Annotated in this window: 16 protein-coding genes; 9 read left to right on the forward strand and 7 right to left on the reverse strand. The window is 73.1% G+C overall.

Annotation, left to right across the window (positions count from 1 at the left end; genetic code table 11):
- The first annotated feature begins 110 nt into the window (after nt 1–110).
- Nucleotides 111–1,196, forward strand: coding sequence for a molecular chaperone DnaJ (gene dnaJ / locus WME73_RS09420; RefSeq protein WP_437534265.1), 1,086 nt, complete (start codon nt 111–113; stop codon nt 1,194–1,196).
- 156 nt (nt 1,197–1,352) lie between these two features.
- On the opposite strand, the gene WME73_RS09425 is transcribed toward dnaJ, so the two are convergent.
- The 5 genes from WME73_RS09425 to WME73_RS09445 form a co-directional block, all read right to left on the reverse strand.
- Nucleotides 1,353–2,519, reverse strand: a complete 1,167-nt coding sequence (locus tag WME73_RS09425; RefSeq protein WP_437869952.1) for a PrsW family intramembrane metalloprotease — start codon at nt 2,517–2,519, stop codon at nt 1,353–1,355.
- A gap of 40 nt (nt 2,520–2,559) precedes the next feature.
- On the reverse strand, nt 2,560–3,432 hold the full coding sequence (locus WME73_RS09430; protein ID WP_437915465.1) for a hypothetical protein: 873 nt from the start codon (nt 3,430–3,432) through the stop codon (nt 2,560–2,562).
- A complete protein-coding gene (locus WME73_RS09435) occupies nt 3,429–3,668 on the reverse strand; it encodes a DNA gyrase inhibitor YacG (RefSeq protein ID WP_437915466.1) in 240 nt (79 codons plus the stop codon). Before WME73_RS09435 ends, WME73_RS09430 begins: the two co-directional genes overlap by 4 nt.
- Before the next feature lie 191 nt (nt 3,669–3,859).
- Nucleotides 3,860–5,284, reverse strand: a complete 1,425-nt coding sequence (locus WME73_RS09440; RefSeq protein ID WP_437915467.1) for a trypsin-like peptidase domain-containing protein — start codon at nt 5,282–5,284, stop codon at nt 3,860–3,862.
- A 128-nt stretch (nt 5,285–5,412) separates the two neighbouring features.
- Nucleotides 5,413–6,393 (reverse strand): hypothetical protein, encoded by a 981-nt coding sequence (locus tag WME73_RS09445; protein ID WP_437915468.1) that lies wholly within the window; start codon nt 6,391–6,393, stop codon nt 5,413–5,415.
- A 125-nt stretch (nt 6,394–6,518) separates the two neighbouring features.
- Between WME73_RS09445 and tsaB the strand changes: the two genes are divergently transcribed.
- The 5 genes from tsaB to recO all read left to right on the forward strand — a co-directional run bounded on the left by tsaB (nt 6,519) and on the right by recO (nt 10,599).
- Nucleotides 6,519–7,340 (forward strand): tRNA (adenosine(37)-N6)-threonylcarbamoyltransferase complex dimerization subunit type 1 TsaB, encoded by an 822-nt coding sequence (gene tsaB / locus WME73_RS09450; protein WP_437745143.1) that lies wholly within the window; start codon nt 6,519–6,521, stop codon nt 7,338–7,340.
- A complete protein-coding gene (locus WME73_RS09455; RefSeq protein ID WP_437745144.1) occupies nt 7,337–8,185 on the forward strand; it encodes a Crp/Fnr family transcriptional regulator in 849 nt (282 codons plus the stop codon). Before tsaB ends, WME73_RS09455 begins: the two co-directional genes overlap by 4 nt.
- A gap of 288 nt (nt 8,186–8,473) precedes the next feature.
- Nucleotides 8,474–9,277, forward strand: a complete 804-nt coding sequence (locus WME73_RS09460; RefSeq protein WP_437915469.1) for a tetratricopeptide repeat protein — start codon at nt 8,474–8,476, stop codon at nt 9,275–9,277.
- Nucleotides 9,278–9,385: 108 nt separating this feature from the next.
- The gene (locus WME73_RS09465) at nt 9,386–9,820 is read left to right on the forward strand and encodes a helix-turn-helix domain-containing protein (RefSeq protein ID WP_437915470.1); all 435 of its coding nucleotides are present in this window, start codon (nt 9,386–9,388) and stop codon (nt 9,818–9,820) included.
- Nucleotides 9,821–9,879: 59 nt separating this feature from the next.
- Complete coding sequence (gene recO / locus WME73_RS09470) at nt 9,880–10,599, forward strand: DNA repair protein RecO (protein WP_437745146.1); 720 nt, start codon at nt 9,880–9,882, stop codon at nt 10,597–10,599.
- A gap of 80 nt (nt 10,600–10,679) precedes the next feature.
- On the opposite strand, the gene WME73_RS09475 is transcribed toward recO, so the two are convergent.
- Nucleotides 10,680–11,852: a hypothetical protein gene (locus WME73_RS09475; protein WP_437915471.1), complete on the reverse strand. Its 1,173-nt coding sequence runs from the start codon at nt 11,850–11,852 to the stop codon at nt 10,680–10,682.
- A 254-nt stretch (nt 11,853–12,106) separates the two neighbouring features.
- Between WME73_RS09475 and WME73_RS09480 the strand changes: the two genes are divergently transcribed.
- Together WME73_RS09480 and hemH are read left to right on the forward strand one after the other, a co-directional pair.
- Nucleotides 12,107–12,538, forward strand: a complete 432-nt coding sequence (locus WME73_RS09480) for a hypothetical protein (protein WP_437869975.1) — start codon at nt 12,107–12,109, stop codon at nt 12,536–12,538.
- A 130-nt stretch (nt 12,539–12,668) separates the two neighbouring features.
- The gene (hemH, locus tag WME73_RS09485) at nt 12,669–13,571 is read left to right on the forward strand and encodes a ferrochelatase (RefSeq protein WP_437745149.1); all 903 of its coding nucleotides are present in this window, start codon (nt 12,669–12,671) and stop codon (nt 13,569–13,571) included.
- Nucleotides 13,572–13,587: 16 nt separating this feature from the next.
- Here hemH and WME73_RS09490 read toward each other — a convergent pair whose 3' ends face one another.
- On the reverse strand, nt 13,588–14,403 hold the full coding sequence (locus WME73_RS09490) for an SDR family oxidoreductase (protein WP_437915472.1): 816 nt from the start codon (nt 14,401–14,403) through the stop codon (nt 13,588–13,590).
- A gap of 229 nt (nt 14,404–14,632) precedes the next feature.
- Between WME73_RS09490 and WME73_RS09495 the strand changes: the two genes are divergently transcribed.
- Nucleotides 14,633–17,446, forward strand: a complete 2,814-nt coding sequence (locus WME73_RS09495) for a tetratricopeptide repeat protein (RefSeq protein ID WP_437915473.1) — start codon at nt 14,633–14,635, stop codon at nt 17,444–17,446.
- Nucleotides 17,447–17,612 lie beyond the last annotated feature (166 nt).

The raw sequence follows: 17,612 nt of genomic DNA on the forward strand, positions 1-17,612 counted from the left end.
ACCGCGGGCGTTCACGCTGTATTACGCGTTGACAGGCGCGCACGACGACTTATGGTCTGCCGGCACCTGTGCCCGCTGTCGGGCAGGATCGACGCGGCGGTCCACGATTCATGAGTGAAAAGCGCGACTTCTACGAAGTTCTTGGCCTCGCGCGAGACGCGACGCCTGACGACATTCGCAAGGCCTATCGTCAGGCTGCGTTGAAGAACCATCCGGACCGGAACCCCGGCGATGCGTCGGCGGAGGCCCGCTTCAAAGAGGCCACCGAGGCGTACCAGGTCCTCTCCGACGAGGAGAAGCGCAGGCGGTACGACCAGTTCGGGCACGCCGGCCTCGAGGGGATCGGCGGCGCGGCCGACGGCGACATCTTCTCCCACTTCCAGGACATCTTCTCGGAGTTCTTCGGCGGCTTCGGCGGCGGGCAGCGCCGGCGGCGCGGGCCCGCGCGCGGCCAGGACATCCGGGTTCAGCAGCGGCTCTCGCTGCGGGACGCCTTGCTCGGCTGCAAGCGGGAGGTCGTCCTGCGGACGCCGGTGGCGTGCGACGACTGCTCCGGCTCGGGGGCGAAGCCAGGGACGAAACGCAAGCCGTGCGGTACGTGCGGCGGCGCCGGGCAGGTCTCGACCTCGCGCGGGTTCGTGATGTTCACCCAGACGTGCCCTGAATGCTCGGGCGAGGGCTCGGTCATCAAGACGCCGTGCGCCACCTGCAAGGGGTTCGGGGCGGTCGAGAAGACGCGGAAGGTCGTCGTCAATTTCCCGGCCGGCATCGACGGCGGCCAGCGGCTCAGGGTGCCGGGCCAGGGCATGCCAGGCGCCCAGGGCGCGCCGCCCGGCGATCTGTACGTCGACGTCGATCTCGCCGCGGACGAGCGCTTCGAGCGCGACGGGCTCGACCTCATCACGCGGGCGCCCATCTCCTTCGCCGACGCGGCTCTCGGCAGCACGGTCAAGATCGACCTGCCGGACGACACGGTCGTCGACGTCGAGGTCCCGGCGGGCGTGCAGCCCGGCGAGGTGATCTCGGTCAAGGGCAAGGGCGCGCCCCGGATCGATGGTCGCGGCCGCGGAGCGCTCCAGGTGGTCATCCAGGTCGAGGTGCCGCGGAACCTGTCGCCCGCAGCGCAGGAGCTGCTCCGCAGGTTCCAGGACGAGGTAGCCAAGCACCAGCCGGCGGCGAAGGCGGCGACCGCGTAGGTCTGCTGGTCGCTCGAGCTCCGGCCAGCGCTGCGGCGGCAGCGGCGTGGGGCGGCGCTGCGTGGCGACGAGGTCGGGGTCGCGCGGGCTCATCGCAGAGCCGACGCCCACCGAACTGGCAGGATTTCCAGCGCCAGGCGCGAGCGTGCGCCGCGCTCAGCGCGTCGTGCCGATCCAGGCGCCCGCGCACGCGAGGCTGAAGGCGATGGGGGCGAGCGCGGCCGCGAACACGACGGCGACGGGGGCCGCGAGGCCGAGCAGCACCAGAGAGCCCAGGATGGCGAGCGCCGCCGAGGCGGCCGGCTCAAGGACGCTGCCCGTCGACGAGGCCCGGGCGACGAGATAACCAGCCAAGGGGAAGGCGGCGATCGCCGCTGCGACGAGCAAGAGGAGCGGCGCCGCCGCGGCGGTCGAGGCGTCGCCCCTGTCCACCGCCGCGAAGTCGACGCCGAAGCGATGGCCGAGCGCGATCGCGATCGCGAGCGCGGTCGTCATCACCCCGACCGTGACGAGCGCGCCGAAGGCGATCCACGTGAGCGTCACCGGTCGTTCGGTGCGCCTGAGCGCCTCACGCAACGTTCCGAGCGACGGCGGAGCGATGCGGGGGAGGAAGCGGCGCTCCCTGCGCTGCGAGCTGTGCGGCGACGCGCCTCGGCGGAGCAGGTCGCGGGCGGCGAGGAAGGTCACGAGGCCGGTGCCGAGGAGCACCGGCGCCGCGATGACGAGCGCGACCGGGCGGCACGCAAAGACGATGTAGTCGTAGGCGCCGTTGAGCACCATCGCGCCGAGCCACGCCGCGTTGAAGCGACGGCCGCCCAGCGGCCGCGTGCGCTCGCGGCCCAGCGCGTAGCCCCAGAGCGAGGCGAAGAAGAGGTGCGCCGGCACGGCGAGCAGGGCCCGCGCGATGTCGAGCGGCTCCAGCGGCCGGCCCCACAGGTACACGGCGTTGTGGGCCGACACGAACCCGAGCGCCGCGGCGGCCGCGTAGACGAGCCCATCGAACGGCTCCTCCACCGCGCGCAGCCGCGCGATCGGCGCGACGGCCGCCACCTTGAGGCCCTGCTCCAGCGGCGCCGTGACCACGAAGATGTAGACGAGCGTGACGGCGTCGAGCGCGCTGGCGACCTTGTCGACGCCTTGCCAGCGCTGGAGGAACGTCTCGATGAGCAGCGCCGGCACGAACGCGAGCGCGCCGAGCAGCGCCGTCCCCACCGCGAACCGGCGCCTGCCATAGAGGCGCTGCGACCAGACGAGGAGCGCGGCCAGCCCTCCGAGCGGCGCTGCGACGGTGGCGAGCCAGAGGAGCGCGGCGGCGGCGTTCATGGGCGCGAGGGGCGGGGCGGCGGAGCTGGCTTCGCTGCGGCTAGAAGTGGAGGCCGGCGACCGCGGTCAGGGCGAGCGCCGAGCCCACGCTGGAGCCCTCGGCCGCGAGCAGATCGGCCTTGGCTTGCTGAGGCGCGGCGGCTCCGCCCTTGATCCCTTCGATCGCGGCCGAGGAGAGCCCCGGCCTGGTCAGCGCCAGGAGCTCCCAGCTCGCGTTCGCGCCGATCGAGAAGACCGGCGACAGGTAGAGGTCGAGCCCACCGGAGACCCTTCCGTAGAAGCCGCGGATCGCGATGGCGTCGGCCGCGCCGCTCACCGCGCTCTTGACGCTGCCGAGGCCGGCGTAGCCGAAGCCCAGATCGACGTGCGGGTCGAGCTTCCCGAGCGGCAGGTGCATGCCGACCTCGCCGCCCAGGGTGAAGAGCTGCCAGTCGCTGAAGAACCCGACCCGTCCGCGGGCGCCCAGCGTGAAGTACAGGAGCCGGACGCCAGCCCCCGCGCCGATGACACCCCCGTTGGCCGCGCTCGAAACGAACCCGGCCGTGAAGTCGTCCTCGTCGATGTTGAACGTCTGGAGGCCGACGTTCTCGTAGCCTCCCTCGACGTTCAGCCAGACGATCTCGAGGCCGCGCCCCGAGTCCCGCTCCTTGGCCTCGTCGAGGCGCTGCTCTGTGCCGTCGGGGGCGGCGGGCTCCGGCTCGGGCGTGGTCATCGGAGGGGGCGGCGCCAGGCCTCCAGCCTGCATCGATGGATCGTACGGGTTCGGCTGCGCGGCCGCGGCGCCGGCGGGCGAGGCGGCGCCGGCGCTCGGCGAGTTCCCCAAGAGCGGCTGCCCCTGCTGTGCCAGGGCCGCGGACGTCATGGAGGCGGACGTGAGAACGGTGAGCAGGCAAAGCGTGCGACGAGAGATCATTCGTCCTCTTCCTGGATGTTCCCGTCGAGCCCGTCGGTTCGTCCCGTCGATTCCAAGATCTCGGCGTCCCCTGTGGATGAAACGGGCGGGCCAGGCACCCGGTAGCCACCGTCGAGCCAGCGGCCGAGGTCCACCAGCTTGCACTGGGGCGAGCAGAACGGAAAGACCGGGTTCTCGGGCCTGGGCCCCGCCGACTTGCGGCAAATCGGGCACCTCGCGCCTGCCAAAGCTCCCATGCGGCGTAACGTAGCAGCGTCCATTGCGGGCATGTAGCCCGCGCTCGGTGAGCAGTGGGCCCGCGCTCGCCGGCATGTGGCCCGCGCTCGGCGGGCGTGTGGCCAGCGCTCGGCGGGCGTGTGGCCAGCGCTCGGTGAGTGTGTCGCCCGCGCCCAGCGCGCTGGACCGAGGTCGCTGGAGCGATGCCCGCTCAGCGCGCCGGGACCGCGAGGTAGCGGGGCGCCCCGTGGCGCCGTACCCGCAACAGGAGATCCTTGTGTGCCGCCGCGCCCAGGCGCGCGGTCAGGTCGGCGCCGCCCCGCACCGGCGCGCCGTTCAGGTCGAGCACCACGTCGCCCACCTCGAGGCGGCCAGCCGCAGGGCTCCGAGGCGCGATCGACTCGATGCGCGCACCTTCCAGGGCGTCGCTCGCCAGCACGCCGAACGGCGGCTGCTCGGCGTCCCTCGGCGCGCGATCCTCCAGCGCGCGCCAGCTCGACGATGGCTCGCGGGGGGCCGAGGGATCGAGCTTCATCGTCGCGCGCCGGTCCGCGCCGTCGCGCTTGTAGATCAGCTCCACCTCGTCTCCCGGCTTGGCTCGCCGGAGCATGCGCGCGAGCTCGCGCGCGTGCTCGACGCGGTGCCCCTCGACCGACGTGATCACGTCGCCCGGCCTGAAGCCCAGCCGCGATCCGGGGCCCTCCGGCTCGACCTCCGTGATCAGCGCGCCCATCCGCCCTGGCAGCCGGAGCACCCGCGCGAGCTGCGAGGTCACCTCCTGGAAGCTGATCCCGATGCGCCCCCGGTCCACGCGGCCCGTCTCCCGCAGCTCGGGCAGGATCTCGAGCACCTCGTCGATCGGCAGGGCGAAGCTGATGCCGCGGCCATCGGCGTGGATCGCCGTCGCGATGCCGATCACCTGCCCCGTGGCGTCGAAGAGCGGCCCGCCGCTGTTTCCCGGGTTGATGGCGGCGTCGGTCTGGAGGAAGCCGTCGAGGTTCCCCGTGCCCATGGGCCTCGACGTCGCGCTGATGATGCCCCGGGTCACGGTCGGTCCGAGCCCGAACGGGCTCCCGATCACGATGACGCCGTCGCCAGGCCGGACCGGCTCGCTCGATCCGAGGGAGGCGACCCGCAGCGACCCCGCTCCGAGCAGCTTCAACAGCGCCACGTCGAGCGTCGGATCCCGCCCGACCACGGTCGCCTCGAAGGCGCGCTCGTCCGAGAGCTGCACCTCGATGCCGAACGCGTCGCCGATCACGTGATCGCTCGTCAGCACGAGCCCTTCTTCGGCGATCACGAACCCGGATCCGATCGCCCGCTCCACCCGCTGCACACGGCCATCGAACGGGAGCGCCGGGCCCGCGCGCCCGTCTGGAAACGAGGGCGCGCGCAGGGTGGTGACGGTCACCACCACCGGCCGCACCTGCTCGATCAGCGCAGGCAGGGTCATCGCGCCGCGGGCCGCTGGCGGCTCGGGCGGCGATTCCGCGCGCAGGACCGAGCACGGCGCGCTCGCCGCGCCGCGGGGCGATGGAGGGGGCGAGAGCGCGGCTGCCCGGTCGTCGCAGGCAGCGAGCGGTGCGGTCCCGAGGAACCCGACACACGCCCATGCGGCAGCGCGGAGCCGTCCCACGGGCCGGACGTAGAGCCTCGAGGCGCGACCGCAAGCGCGCAAGGACCGGCCGCTGGAAAGCGCTCCGCGCCGCGGCCGAGCTGCTCCGTGGGCCGGACGAGGCGGCGCACGCGCGGCCCGCTGGCCGCTCAGCCAGGAGGCGCGCCTCGCGCGGCCTCCGTGCGCACCACCTGGACGACGACCTCCACCAGGCGACCGCCGGGCTGGACGAACGACGCCTTGCCGCGCCCCCCTTCGAAGCGCCACGCCAGATCGGCAGGGGCGCCTGTCTCTCCCGCGCCTTCGCCGACGCGGACGACGGCGCTCACCTCCAGCGTCTGCTTCCCCGCCGTCACGGCGCCCCGCGCCACCGCGAACGTCCCGCCGCCGAGCAGCGCGATTGTCCGCTTCGTCAGGTTGCTCAGGTGTCGCGCGGGCTCTTCCCCTCCGGGCTCCGGACGCCACGTTGCGATGTGCCCGGCGTCGTCGATGTCGATCACGAAGCGCGCCTTCCCCGCGCTTCCGGGCGGGAGCGTCGCCCAGATCGGATCCGCCTGGCACGCGGGCGGGATGGCCCTCGTGAAGGCGCGCCCGAGGTTGCGCACAGCGCTGACGCCGGCCGCCCCGAAGTCGCCCTCGCCGTCCTCTCCGGCGCCAGCGCTCGTCCGCGCGGCGGCGGAGCGCGCCGGTGCGCCGGCTTCCCCGTTCACCGCGGGCTCCCGGCGTCGCTCTGCGGGCCGGGGCGTCGCCTTGGGCGGGGGCGCTGCCGGGCCGCGCGGCGCGGCCGCCATGGGCGGCGCCGGCTCGCCGCCGGCCTCTGCGGGGCGCTCTGCAGGCGCCGTGGGCCGGCTGGCATCGGCCGGAGCGCGCGCCGTTGGCATGCTCGTCGGCTCGCCGCGCTCGCCGGCCTCGTCGCGCCCGCCGCGAGCGTCGCTCGGGCGCGCCGCGCCACCGCTGCCCGGCAGCGCGGCCGTGAGCCCGGTCCAGAGATCGATCGGCTCGCGCTCCGCCGCTGGCTCGGCGGGATCGCTGGCGGGCAGCTCCGGCCCGAGCCGCGCCGAGCTCCACGCGCCCAGATGGACGAGCGCCGATACGAGGAGCGCCGGCAGCATCGCTCGTTGATCGCGCATCGGCTCGCACCCCGCCCTTCGGCCCAGTCGGACGCGCAGCGGCCCCAGCGCCTCGCCGAAGCTCGTTGCCCTTGGCCCGAGGTTCTGCCAGACAGCATCGCGGCTGCAACGTTCCCGAGCGCGCCTTGAAGCTCCTCGCCCTCTCGACCTCGACCCCGCGCGGCAGCGCCGCCCTCTTCGAAGCAGCGGACGTGGACCTGCACGCCGAGGCGGCGGCGTCGCGGGGCGGTGCGCTTTCCACCGCCGGCCTCGCCGCGGCGCCGGCGGCCGGCGCGCGGCTGCTCGCGGCGACGACCTACGCCGACCTGCACGGGCACGCAGAGCGCATCTTCGGAGCCGTCGACGAGGTGCTCGCCGCGGCAGGCCTACCGGCCGCCGCGGTGCAGGCGCTCGGCTGCGACGTGGGGCCCGGCTCGTTCACCGGGGTCCGGGTGGCGGTCGCGGCGGCCAAGGGCGTCGCGCTGGCGCTGGACGTCCCGGTCGCCGGCGTCACATCGCTCGAGGCGATGGCCGCCGCCGCCTTCGCTGCTGGCGCGGCGGGCCCCGGCGATCTCCTGGTCCCGCTGATCGACGCCAAGAAGGGGGAGGTCTTCCTGGCGGCCTTCGATGCGCCCGCGGCGGCGCCTTCGATCCCGCCGCGCCACCTGCCGCGCGACGCGGTGTTCGATGTCGTGGCCGAGCTCGCCGCGGGGCGCCGCATCGTCGTCGTCGGCGCCGTCGCCGAGGAGATCGAGGCGCTCCGGCCGCTCGCCGCGCGGGGCGACGCCCTGGATTTTCCCGACGCGACATGGATCGGACGCCTCGCGATCGACCGGCTCCGGGCGGCCGCCGCGGGCGGCGAGCGCGGGCCAGCGGCGGCCCCGCACGATCCGGCGCTCCTGGAGCCGCTCTATGTGCGCGCGCCGGACGCGAAGCCGGCCGAGCTGGGATACACTCCGCCCCGATGATCAGCTCGCCTGAAGGGGACGGCGTCGCACCCGACGCGGAGCGCGAGGCCTCGAGCCCCAGCGACGCGGAGCGCGCTCCGCCGCCCGCCGCGGCAGCGGAGCCTGCTGGCTCTCCCTCCGTCCCCGCCGCGTCGCGCGACGAGCCCGCCGCCCCGTCCGCCCCCGTGGAGTCGGCCGAGCCGGGGCCCGATCCCGAGCGGCTCCGCGCCCGGTTCGGCCGCCCGTTCGAGGCCGGCGACGTCATCTTCCGCGAGGGCGAGCCCGGGACCGAGGCGTACCTCCTCGAGGAAGGGCGGGTCCGGCTCATCAAGAAGGTCCGCGGCGCCGAGCGCAGCTTGATGGTCCTGAAGCCCGGCGATCTGTTCGGCGAATCCGCGCTCCTCGGCGGCGCGGCGCGCTCGTCGACGGCGATCGCGCTCTCCCGCGGGGTCGCGCTCGCGCTCGATCAGGGCACGCTGCAGAACCTCGTCGAGCGCAACCCGGCCGTCGCGCTGCGTATCATCAAGCAGCTCGTCGGTCGGCTCCGCGACGCGGAGGACCAGATCGAGATCATGATGCTCAACGACACGCAGTCGAAGGTCGTGAACGCGCTCCTCAAGCTCGCGCAGCAGTCGCGCGCCACCGGCGGCGCCGCATCGAACGGCGCCTCGTTCGCGATCTCGCCGATGGAGCTGTCCACCCGCGTCGGCCTCGACGTCGACACGGTGAAGCGCGCCGTCCAGCAGCTCCGGGAGGGCCAGTACCTGCGCGTCGCTGACGAGCGCCTCGAGATCCCGGATATCGAAGCGCTGCGGAGGTTGTTCGGCCTGCTGGGTCTCAAGGACGAGATCCGTGGCGAACAGTGACGAGCAGGAAGCGCCTGCGCCGCCATCCTACGCCGACCTGACAATTGCTGGAAGCCGAATCGGGATCCTGAGAACGCGCCGCGTCTTCCTGGGAGATTCGCAGGTTGACGTGACAAGCGGCCTGGTTTACTCAGGGTTCCCCGCAGGGCAGGCGAAGTCCCGTCCTGACAATGTGCCGCGCCGCGGCATCGTTCGGCAGCGGATTCAAGATCGCACATGACCTCGCAGCGACACAGGACAGCAGCGACCCGCGCGGGGTGCATCCCCAGCGCGGCTGCTGTCGTGTCGATGGGGTCGCTGTTGTCGTTTGCGTCCGTCGCGTCCATTGCGCCGCTCGCGCTCGCGTCGTGCGGTGGCGCGCAGCCCTCGGCGCAGACGAGCGACGCGCGGTCGCTCGCGGAATATGATCTCGCGCGCGACTCGTTCCAGCGCGGCCGCCTGCGCGAGGCGCTGGCGCACGTCGAGCAGGCGCTCTCGCACGACGAGGACAACGCCGAGGCGTCCTATCTCGGCGCCTTGATCCTGCTCGGCTTCTGCGCGGGTGATGCCCACTCCAGCGACTGCCGCTTCGACAGCGCCGAGAAGATGGCGCGGCGGGCCCTCGAGGCGAACCCGGAGATGCGGGACGCGAAGAACGCGCTCGGCGTCATCCTCGTGCATCAGCGGCGCTACGACGAGGCGATCGCGGTGCTCAAGCCGCTGACCGAGGACATCCTGTACGCCTCGCCGGAGAAGTCGTGGGGCAACCTGGGCTGGGCGTACCTGCTCAAGGGCAGGAACGACGAGGCGATCGACGCGCTACGCCGCGCGATTGCCGCGCAGCCGCTCTTCTGCGTGGGGCAGTACCGGCTCGGCCTCGCCTACGAGAAGCGAGGCGAGCTCGATCTGGCGCGCGAGGCGCTGACGAGGGCGGTCGAGACCGACCAGCCGGAGTGCACGCGGCTGCAGGACGCGTTCGACGCGCGCGCCCGCATCGCCGAGAAGAGGGGGCTCGTGGACGACGCGCGCGCCGATCTCGAGCGGTGCCGGGAGATCAACGCGACGACGCCCGTGGGGCAGCGCTGCGCTGCACAGTTACAGACGTTGCAATAGGGCCTCGGCGCGCCGCTCTCCGAGAAGTACCGCGGGGTGCGCTAGGGGGTTGAGCAACGGTTCTCAGGGTGAGTAGAGTGACGACCGAATGACGATGGGTGGAATGGGATGGAGTCGATCGGACGCTACCTGAGACGCACGCGTGAGGCCCGAGCCATGAGCGTGGAGGAAGTCGCCCGCGCCACGCGCATCCCGGTGATCTCCATCGAGCGAATCGAGGCAGATCATTTCGACGACCTGCCCGGCGAGGTGTTCGTTCGCGGGTTCTTGAAGGCGTACGCTCGCGCGGTCTCGCTCCCGATGGAGGAGGTGTTGGCCCGATATACGGCGAGCCGCCGGATCGCGCTGGTGACACCGCTGCCCATCGCGGCGCCCGCGCGCCGCACCCAGAGCAGGCGCTTCGGGGTCGCGATCGCGTTCGTGTTGCTGCTCATCCTCTTCACGCTGGCGCTCAGCATCGTGCTCAGGCCCCGCGGCCACGACATGCCGCCGGAGCTGTCGGAGGGCACGTTCGCGAGGGCTCGTACCTCCCTCTCGGCCTGAGGGCCAAATTTTCGCCGGGCGCTCGCGTGAGGTTCGCGCCATAACCGCCGGTACCTGCCATGCCTCGATCGGTTCGCCCGCGGACGGAGCGCCTCCGGACCGGGGCGCTTCTGGTCCGGCGTGTCCCTTTCGGTGAAGCCGACCTCCTGGTCGGGCTCTTCACCGAGCAGGGGGGGCTCATCTCTGCCACGGCGCGCGGCGCGCGCCGCTCGGCCAAGCGCTTCCCGGCGCTCGAGCCGATGCACCTGCTCCGCGTGACGCTGGAGATCCGTCCGGGCGCGGAGCTCGCCCAGCTCACGGAAGCGGCGATCGAGCGCCCGCGCCTGCGCCTCGCGGGGGATCTCGGACGCCTCGAGGTGGCCGGGCGCGCGCTGCGCTGGGTGCGGGAGATCGCGCCGGCGCACACCGCCGAGCAGGCGGCGTGGAGCGAGCTGAACCAGCTGCTCGACCGCCTCGACGAGGTGTCCACGGCCCCTCCCCAGGCGCTGCTCGTGGAGACCGGCCTGCGCCTGCTCGTCGCGTTCGGCTGGGGCCTCGAGCTCACGCAGTGCGTCCGTTGCGGGCGCGCCTGCGACACGACGCAGTCGGCCTGTGCCGACCCGGCGCGCGGCGGCCTCGTCTGCCGGGCCTGTGGCGGCGGTCCTGTCGTGCTGCGGCCGGAGCCGAGGGAGCGGCTGCTGGCAGCGATGCTCGGCGGCGCGCCGATCCCGGAAGAGGACGTCCCGCTCGCGCTCGACCTCGTCGAGGGCGCGCTCACGGCGCACGCGAGTGGGGGCTAGAGCGACCGACGGCCGCCCGTCTCCTGCGCGGGCGGCCGCCGCTCGGCGGCTCTTCTAGTGGTTCGGATGGTGGTTCGGAGTCACGCCACGGCTCTCCAGAAGCGGGTCATCGCGCGCGGTGCTTCCGGCGGCCCCTCGATCTCCACGTAGGGCCGGCCGGGCGCGGCGCGAGGGAACGAGAAGCTCCCGGTGTTCGCGTAGCCGTCGCCGAGCGCCTCGCGGTGCGTGTGGCCGAAGACGACCAGCTTCGCGCCGGTCGTCCTCGCGACGCGGCCAGCGCTCTCGGCCAGGCGCTCGGTGACCGTGCCGGCGTAGCGGTTGTGCCCGTTCGCCCAGCTCGCGCCCATCAGCAGCGCGCCGAGCCCGAGCGCCGCGGCGCCGGTCCCCCGCGCGCCGAGCCCGAGCGCCGCGATCCCGGCGCCCATCGACAGCGTCGCGATCACGCGATCGAAGTACAGCCGCGTGAACGTGCGCGCTGCGCTCTCCAGGGTCGGCGTGGCCCCGAGCCCGACGAGCGCGTCTGCCATCGCGCGCGGCACCCCGAGCTCGTGCGCGAAGCGCTCCATGGCCGCGGCGCCCACCGTGGCCTCGCCTCCCGCGCGGTAGAGCGGGCCGCTCTTCAACATCGCGCCGATCGCCGCGTGGAAGTAGCGGTAGATGACGTAGGGCGCGCGAGGGCCGTACCAGGTGAACGCCGAGAGGAACAAGCTGAGCGGCGTCTGATCGTTCGCCTGCAGATAGCGGTGCGCGCCGGTCGGCGCGATGAACTCCTCGACGAAGTGAACGCCGAGGCTGCGCTCACCGACCACGAGCGGGTGAGCCGGGGCGTTGTCAGGATCGTACAGGTGGCCGTGCTCCAGATGGATCGCCCCCTCGCGGAAGAACCAGGGCGTCGTCCGGAGCCGCGACCGTGCCTCGCCGGTCACCTCGAGCGCCTCCGCCAGCGCCACGGGGAAGTCGGGCGCCCCGACCTCGGCGTCGTGGTTGCCACCCGCCAGCCAGAGCTCGCCGCCGCGGTCGAGGTGCTCGGCGAGCGCCGCCCGCGCGGTCGGGTGCGCGAGGAGCGCCTCGCGCAGCGCGCGCGGCCGGGGCATCCAGGGCGACTCGGAGGAGAGATCGAACAGATCGCCCGCGACCACGATGCGTGCCCCCCGGTGGGCCTCCACGAACCGGGCAAGATCGGCGGTCACGTCGCGCGGCGTCTGGCGCACGAGATGGAGATCGGCGAGCACGACTGTGCGGCGCTGCGTCATAACCTTCCTTATCCATCACGTCCGTCCAGGCGCTGCAACTCGCCGCCAGCCACGCGATCTCGGCTGGTGGCCATGTGGACGAGGGCTGCCCACCGAGCTCAGCGTTCCACCGAGCTCAGCGCCCGTCTGTCACATCCGTGACGCTCGCGTCGCGGCCCGATGTCGCTGCCGGGATGCGGCGCTTCATCGCTTCATCACCGTCACCGTTGCCGCGCGGCCCTGGCACGGGCTCGACGCCTGCGCCGCTGCGTCCCATGCAAGCGGGCATGGAAGGCTCGGCGCGGACGCGACCCTCGGCCCAGCGGGTGAACGGTGGACTGCTCGCAGAGATCACCCGTGCCCTGAGGGGCAAGGACATCGAGGCCCTCTCCCGGATCTACGCGGAAGACGCCGTGATCGAGGAGGTGAGCAGCCGCGATCCGCCGGCCCACCCCAGCGTCACCAGCGGGAGGCACGCGATCCTGGAGCGGCTCAAGAGCGACCTCTTCCGCGATCCGGTCTCGGGCTGGGAGCGCCAGCTCGACACGACGGAGATCCTGGACGGAATCGAGACCGACGAGGGGCTGGCGTACATGGAAGTGCGCGTCTATGCGGCCGGCGATCGGGTCGTCGCGCAGCACCTGGCCCGCAAGAAGAACGGCCTCATCGGCCACGATCGCGTCGTCGTCGCCTGGGACGCGGACTGAGCCAGCGCCAGCGAGCGGCGGCGCCCTCACGCGCTGGCGAGGGCTGCGCTGCTCGCGCGGCGCCGATGCTGCGCTGCTCGCGCGGCGCCGATGCTGCGCTGCTCGCGCGGCGCCGATGTAGAGTAGCGCCGTGACCACCGCCGTCCTCCTCAGCTGCCACGGCACCGTCGAGCGGCTCGACGATCTGCCCGCATTCGTCACCAACATCCGCCGCGGCAGGCCCGCCCCGCCGGAGGTGATCGACGAGGTCCGCCGCCGCTTCCAGGCGATCGGCGGCTCGCCGCTCATGCGCATCACGCAGGCCCAGGCGGACGCGCTCGCTGCGAGGCTCGGTCTCCCGGTCGCCATCGCCGGGCGCCTCTGGCACCCGTATCCGGCCGAGGTCCTCGGCGCGCTCCACCGCAGCGGCGTGAGGCGCGTCGTCTCGCTGCCGCTCGCGCCGCAGTCCGTCGACGTCTACCACGCCGTCGTCCGCGACGCGGCCGCCGAGCAGGGCGGCATGGAGGTCCGGTGCGTGCCCGCGTGGGGGCTCGAGCCCGCGCTGATCGACGCCTTCGTCGAGGTGATCGACGAGGCGCTCGCGCGCATCCCCGAGGAGGGCCGGGCGAAGGCGGCGGTGATCCTCTCCGCCCACAGCCTCCCGCAGCGGATCATCGCCGCCGGAGATCCGTACGAGCGCCAGTTCCGCGCGATGGCCGCCGAGGTGGAGCGCCGCATCGCCGCCCGCGGGAACCCGGTGCTCGTCGCCTTCCAGAGCCAGGGCATGACCGGCGACGCCTGGCTCGGTCCGGATCTGCGGTCGACGTTCGACGGCCTCGCCGCGCGCGGCGTGCGGGAGGCGCTGATCGCGCCGATCGGCTTCGTCGCGGATCACGTCGAGACCCTCTACGATCTCGACGTGGAGGCGCAGGTCTTCGCCCGTGAGGCGGGCCTCGCGCGGCTCTCCCGGGCGCCGGCCGTGAACACGCGGCCGCGCTTCATCGACGCCCTGGAGGCGCTCGTCCGGCGCGAGCTCGCGCAGGCCGCGCCGTAGGCGGCGCCGCGCCGGCTCAGCGCTCGCTGACGCGGCGCTTGCGCGGGAGCCTCGACACGGTCGCGCGGAGGAGCCCCGGGGCGTGCCTCGAGAGCGACACCCCGAGCTTGCCGTGGGCGGTCACGATCACCTCGGCGCGCCGCGCGGCGATGCCGTCCATGATCTGTCGCGCCGCCGTCTGCGCCGGCATGACGAGCCAGCGCGGCACGGGATCCGGGGTGCCCTCGTGCAGGTTGCCCGCGTTGTCGATCTGGCGGATCTCGCTCGCCACGTACCCCGGCGCGACGTGCGTGACCGCGACGCCCTCGGCGTGGAGCTCCGCGCGCAGCGTCTCGGCGAGGGCGCGCACCGCGAACTTGCTCATCGTGTAGGCGCCCACCGCGGGGACCGCGAGGTAGCCCATCACGCTGCCGACGAGCGCGACGCCGCCGCGTGATCGCTTGAGCTCCGGAAGCGCGGCCTTCACGGTGCGCAGCGCGCCGAAGACGTTGGTCTCGAACTGCCGGCGGAAATCGTCGAGCGCGAGCTCCTCGACGCGCCCCGCCACGCCGAACCCGGCGTTCGCGATGGCGACGTCGAGCCCCCCGAACGCCTCGCTCGCCTGCGCGACGGCGCGCTCCACGTCGCCGTCGCGCGTGACGTCGCACGGGGTCGCGAGCGCCTCGCCGCCGGACCGCCGGATCTCCGTCGCGAGCGCATCGATCCGCTGGGCCCGCCGCGCCGCGAGGACGACCCGGCCGCCGCGCCGGGCGACCTCCCGGGCGAGGGCCTCGCCGATCCCCGACGACGCGCCCGTGATGAGAACGACCCGCCCGGCGAGCTTGCTTGCCATGGACGCCCGCATACCACGATCGCGGGAGCGCGCGCCCTGGCGCGCCCTCGCGCGCTCGCTCATGCTCGGCCTTTCGCCGTTCGGTCGCGCCGGTGGCGTCGGTTACGATGGCCTCACCCGGGCTCGACCGGGCGCCGCGTCTCAGCGTAGGTTTGCGTTCGTTTGCGTTCGTTTGCGTGCGGTCGTGCACGATTGACGAACGGTCGCGCACGGTTGCGCACGGGGTGACATGCGAAACCACTCGATCCGCCGCTCTCTTGCCGCTCTCCTCGTCGCCGCCGCCTGCGCGGCCGCCGCTCCCGCCTCCGGCGAGCCGTCCCCCTCGCTTTCGCGCGCGGAGGCGCTCCTCGCGCAGGGCGACTACGCGGAGGCCGAGAAGGTCATCCTCAGCCTCCAGGGCGGGAAAGAGCGCGCCGCGGCGCTGCTCGCGAAGGCGCGGATCGAGCTGCTCACGGGCCGCTACGACGACGCGGCGAAGACGGCGAAGGCCGCCGCCGCGCTCGGCAAGGAGGCGCGGATCGCCGCCGCGCCGCTCCGGGCCCAGGCGCTCGCGCGCCGCGGGAGGATGGCCGAGGCGATCGCGGCGGTGCGCGAGGTGGAGCGGGAGGACGAGGCCCGCCGCGCGCGGCTCGTGCTCGGCGAGCTCCTGATCGAGTCGGGCAAGCGGGGCGAGGCGCGCGCGCCGCTGATGACGATCATCGACGACTACAACGATGACAAGATCACCGCGAGCGACGCGGAGGGGCTGTCGCTTGTCGGGCGCGCGGCGCACCTGCTCCGGAGCGCGCGCGACGCGAACGACGCGTTCAACGCGGCCGAGAAGGTCGGCGGCAAGCAGCGGGTCGAGACGTTGCTCTGGCGGGCCGAGCTGTTCCTCGACAAATACGACCCCGGCCACGCCGGTCAGGTCGTGAAGGAGGCGCTCAAGCTCGCCCCGAAGGATCCGCTTTGCCGCGTCGCCATGGCGCGCGTCAAGCTCGAGAGCGCGATGGACTTCGGCGGCGCCGACAGCGAGGTCGCGCAGGCGCTCTCCGTGAATCCGAACCTCGCCGAGGCGTATTTCGTCCGCGCCGGGCTCGCGCTCCGCGACATGGACATCGACGCCGCGGACGCCGCGGCCGACCGCGGGCTCAAGGTGAACCCGAACGACCTCGCGCTGCTCTCGATCAAGGCGGCGGGCCGCTTCCTCGCCGACGACGCGGCCGGCTTCGAGGCCATCAAGGCGAAGGTGCTCGGCCTGAACCCGGAGTTCTCGCGGTTCTTCCAGATCGTCGGCGAGTTCGCGGAGTGGGAGCATCGCTACGACGACATCGTCAAGATGATGGGGGAGGCGACGCAGGTCGATCCGAACGACGCGAAGGCGCACGCCACGCTCGGCCTGAACCTGATCCGCGCCGGCGACGAGAAGAGCGGCGTGCTCTCGCTCCAGAAGGCGTGGGACAAGGACCGCTTCAACGTGCGGGTCTTCAACACGCTGAACCTCTACGAGAAGGACATCGCGGCGCAGTACGTGACCGTGGAGGGGCAGACGTTCCGCGTCCGCTACCACAAGCAGGAGCGGGCGATCCTCGAGCGGTACGTGCCGCGCATGCTCGAGGAGGCCTGGGGCTCGATGGTGAAGCGGTACGGCTTCACGCCGAAGGTCCCGGTCTCGATCGAGCTCTACGCGTCGACGGAGAACTTCAGCGTCAGGACGAGCGGCCTGCCCAACGTGGGCATCCAGGGCGTCTGCTTCGGCCAGACGCTCGCGGCGTTGAGCCCGGCGGCGGGGGAGTTCAACTGGGGGAACGTGCTGTGGCACGAGCTCGGGCACGTCTTCGCGATCCAGCTCTCGAAGAACCACGTCCCGCGCTGGTTCACCGAGGGGCTCAGCGAGTACGAGACGATCGTGCGGCGGCCCGAGTGGCACCGTGAGGAAGATCCGGCGCTGTTCGCCGCCCTGAAGGGCGGGAGGATCCCGGCGGTCGACGGGTTCAACCGGGCGTTCACGCACGTCGACGACATCGAGGACGTGACGATGGCTTACTTCGCGGCGAGCCAGATCGTGGTCTTCATGGCGGGCGAGTTCGGCTTCCCGAAAGTGGTCTCGATGCTGCCCCGGTGGGCCGCGGGCAAGCGGACGCAGGAGGTGGTGAAGGAGTCGCTCGGGATCAGCGCCGAGGAGCTCGACCGGCGCTTCCGCGCGTGGCTGAAGCCCCGCCTCGAGCGCTACGAGAAGCAGTACGTCCCGGATCTGCACGCGCCGCCGCTCGACGAGGCGCGCAAGGCGGCGGCGCGCGCTCCGAAGGACGCGAAGCGGCTCGTCGAGCTCGCGCTCGCGCTGTTCGAGGACGGGCAGCGCCAAGAGGGAGAGGCGGTGCTCGCCGAGGCGCTCCGGGTCGACCCGAAGCAGCCCGACGCGACCTACCTCAAGGTGCGGGCGGCCTTCGCCGAGAAGAAGCCCGACGAGGCGGCGAGGCTCCTGAGCAAGATGATCGCCGACGGGAACGACGGCTACGTCGTGCGGATGAAGCTCGCCGATCTCGCCGAGCTGAAGAAGGACGCGGCGAAGATGAAGGCGAACCTCGAGGCGGCGTCGCGCCAGGATCCCACGCAGGCCGAGCCGCTCCAGGGGCTCTACGACCTCGCGCGCCGGCAGAAGGACGCGGCGGGCGAGCTCTCGGCGCTGCGCCGGCTCGCGCTCCTCGACCAGCACGATCGCCGGGTCTGGCGGCGGCTGCTACGGCTGCTCGTGGAGCGCGGCGCGTGGGAGGAGGCGCGCAAGGTCGGCGAGGGCGCGATCTTCGTCGACGTGGCGAACCCGGAGATCCACCGGCTCTATGCGCGGGCGCTGGCGCGCACGGGGCGGCACGTGTCGGCGATCTACGAGCTGAACAGCGCGCTCCTGTCCGGGCCGAAGCCGGGGGACGCGGCGGAGATCTACGGGGAGCTCGCCAAGGCGTACGCGAAGATGAAGCGGGACGACTACGCGAAGCAGGCGCTCGAGTACCAGAAGGCGATGAAGGGCGCGTCGCCGCCTGCGCCGCGGGCGATGCCGGATTGAGGTTCGGGGCTCGGGGCGAGGGGAGGGCGGAGATCCCGGCTGCACGCGCCGGAGGGGGTCTCCGCGCGGCAGGGCGCGGGTGGGCGCTCGGCCATCCGCCGAGGCGGGAGCGCGGAGCTTGCGCATGGACCACCGCCCGGCATGTCTCCCTTCGGGCCTTGCCTCC

Origin of the sequence: Sorangium sp. So ce302, from assembly GCF_051530145.1 — a bacterium.
Lineage (GTDB): Bacteria > Myxococcota_A > Polyangia > Polyangiales > Polyangiaceae > Sorangium > Sorangium cellulosum_B.

Bases quoted from the DNA above. Each gene is read 5' to 3' on its own strand.
- WME73_RS09490 (WP_437915472.1), bottom strand. From the start codon at position 14,403: ATGGCAAGCAAGCTCGCCGGGCGGGTCGTTCTCATCACGGGCGCGTCG.
- WME73_RS09495 (WP_437915473.1), top strand. From the start codon at position 14,633: ATGCGAAACCACTCGATCCGCCGCTCTCTTGCCGCTCTCCTCGTCGCC.
- WME73_RS09455 (WP_437745144.1), top strand. From the start codon at position 7,337: ATGATCAGCTCGCCTGAAGGGGACGGCGTCGCACCCGACGCGGAGCGC.
- WME73_RS09465 (WP_437915470.1), top strand. From the start codon at position 9,386: ATGGAGTCGATCGGACGCTACCTGAGACGCACGCGTGAGGCCCGAGCC.
- WME73_RS09460 (WP_437915469.1), top strand. From the start codon at position 8,474: ATGGGGTCGCTGTTGTCGTTTGCGTCCGTCGCGTCCATTGCGCCGCTC.
- recO (WP_437745146.1), top strand. From the start codon at position 9,880: ATGCCTCGATCGGTTCGCCCGCGGACGGAGCGCCTCCGGACCGGGGCG.
- WME73_RS09435 (WP_437915466.1), bottom strand. From the start codon at position 3,668: ATGGGAGCTTTGGCAGGCGCGAGGTGCCCGATTTGCCGCAAGTCGGCG.
- WME73_RS09480 (WP_437869975.1), top strand. From the start codon at position 12,107: ATGCAAGCGGGCATGGAAGGCTCGGCGCGGACGCGACCCTCGGCCCAG.
- WME73_RS09445 (WP_437915468.1), bottom strand. From the start codon at position 6,393: ATGCGCGATCAACGAGCGATGCTGCCGGCGCTCCTCGTATCGGCGCTC.
- WME73_RS09425 (WP_437869952.1), bottom strand. From the start codon at position 2,519: ATGAACGCCGCCGCCGCGCTCCTCTGGCTCGCCACCGTCGCAGCGCCG.
- WME73_RS09430 (WP_437915465.1), bottom strand. From the start codon at position 3,432: ATGATCTCTCGTCGCACGCTTTGCCTGCTCACCGTTCTCACGTCCGCC.
- dnaJ (WP_437534265.1), top strand. From the start codon at position 111: ATGAGTGAAAAGCGCGACTTCTACGAAGTTCTTGGCCTCGCGCGAGAC.
- WME73_RS09475 (WP_437915471.1), bottom strand. From the start codon at position 11,852: ATGACGCAGCGCCGCACAGTCGTGCTCGCCGATCTCCATCTCGTGCGC.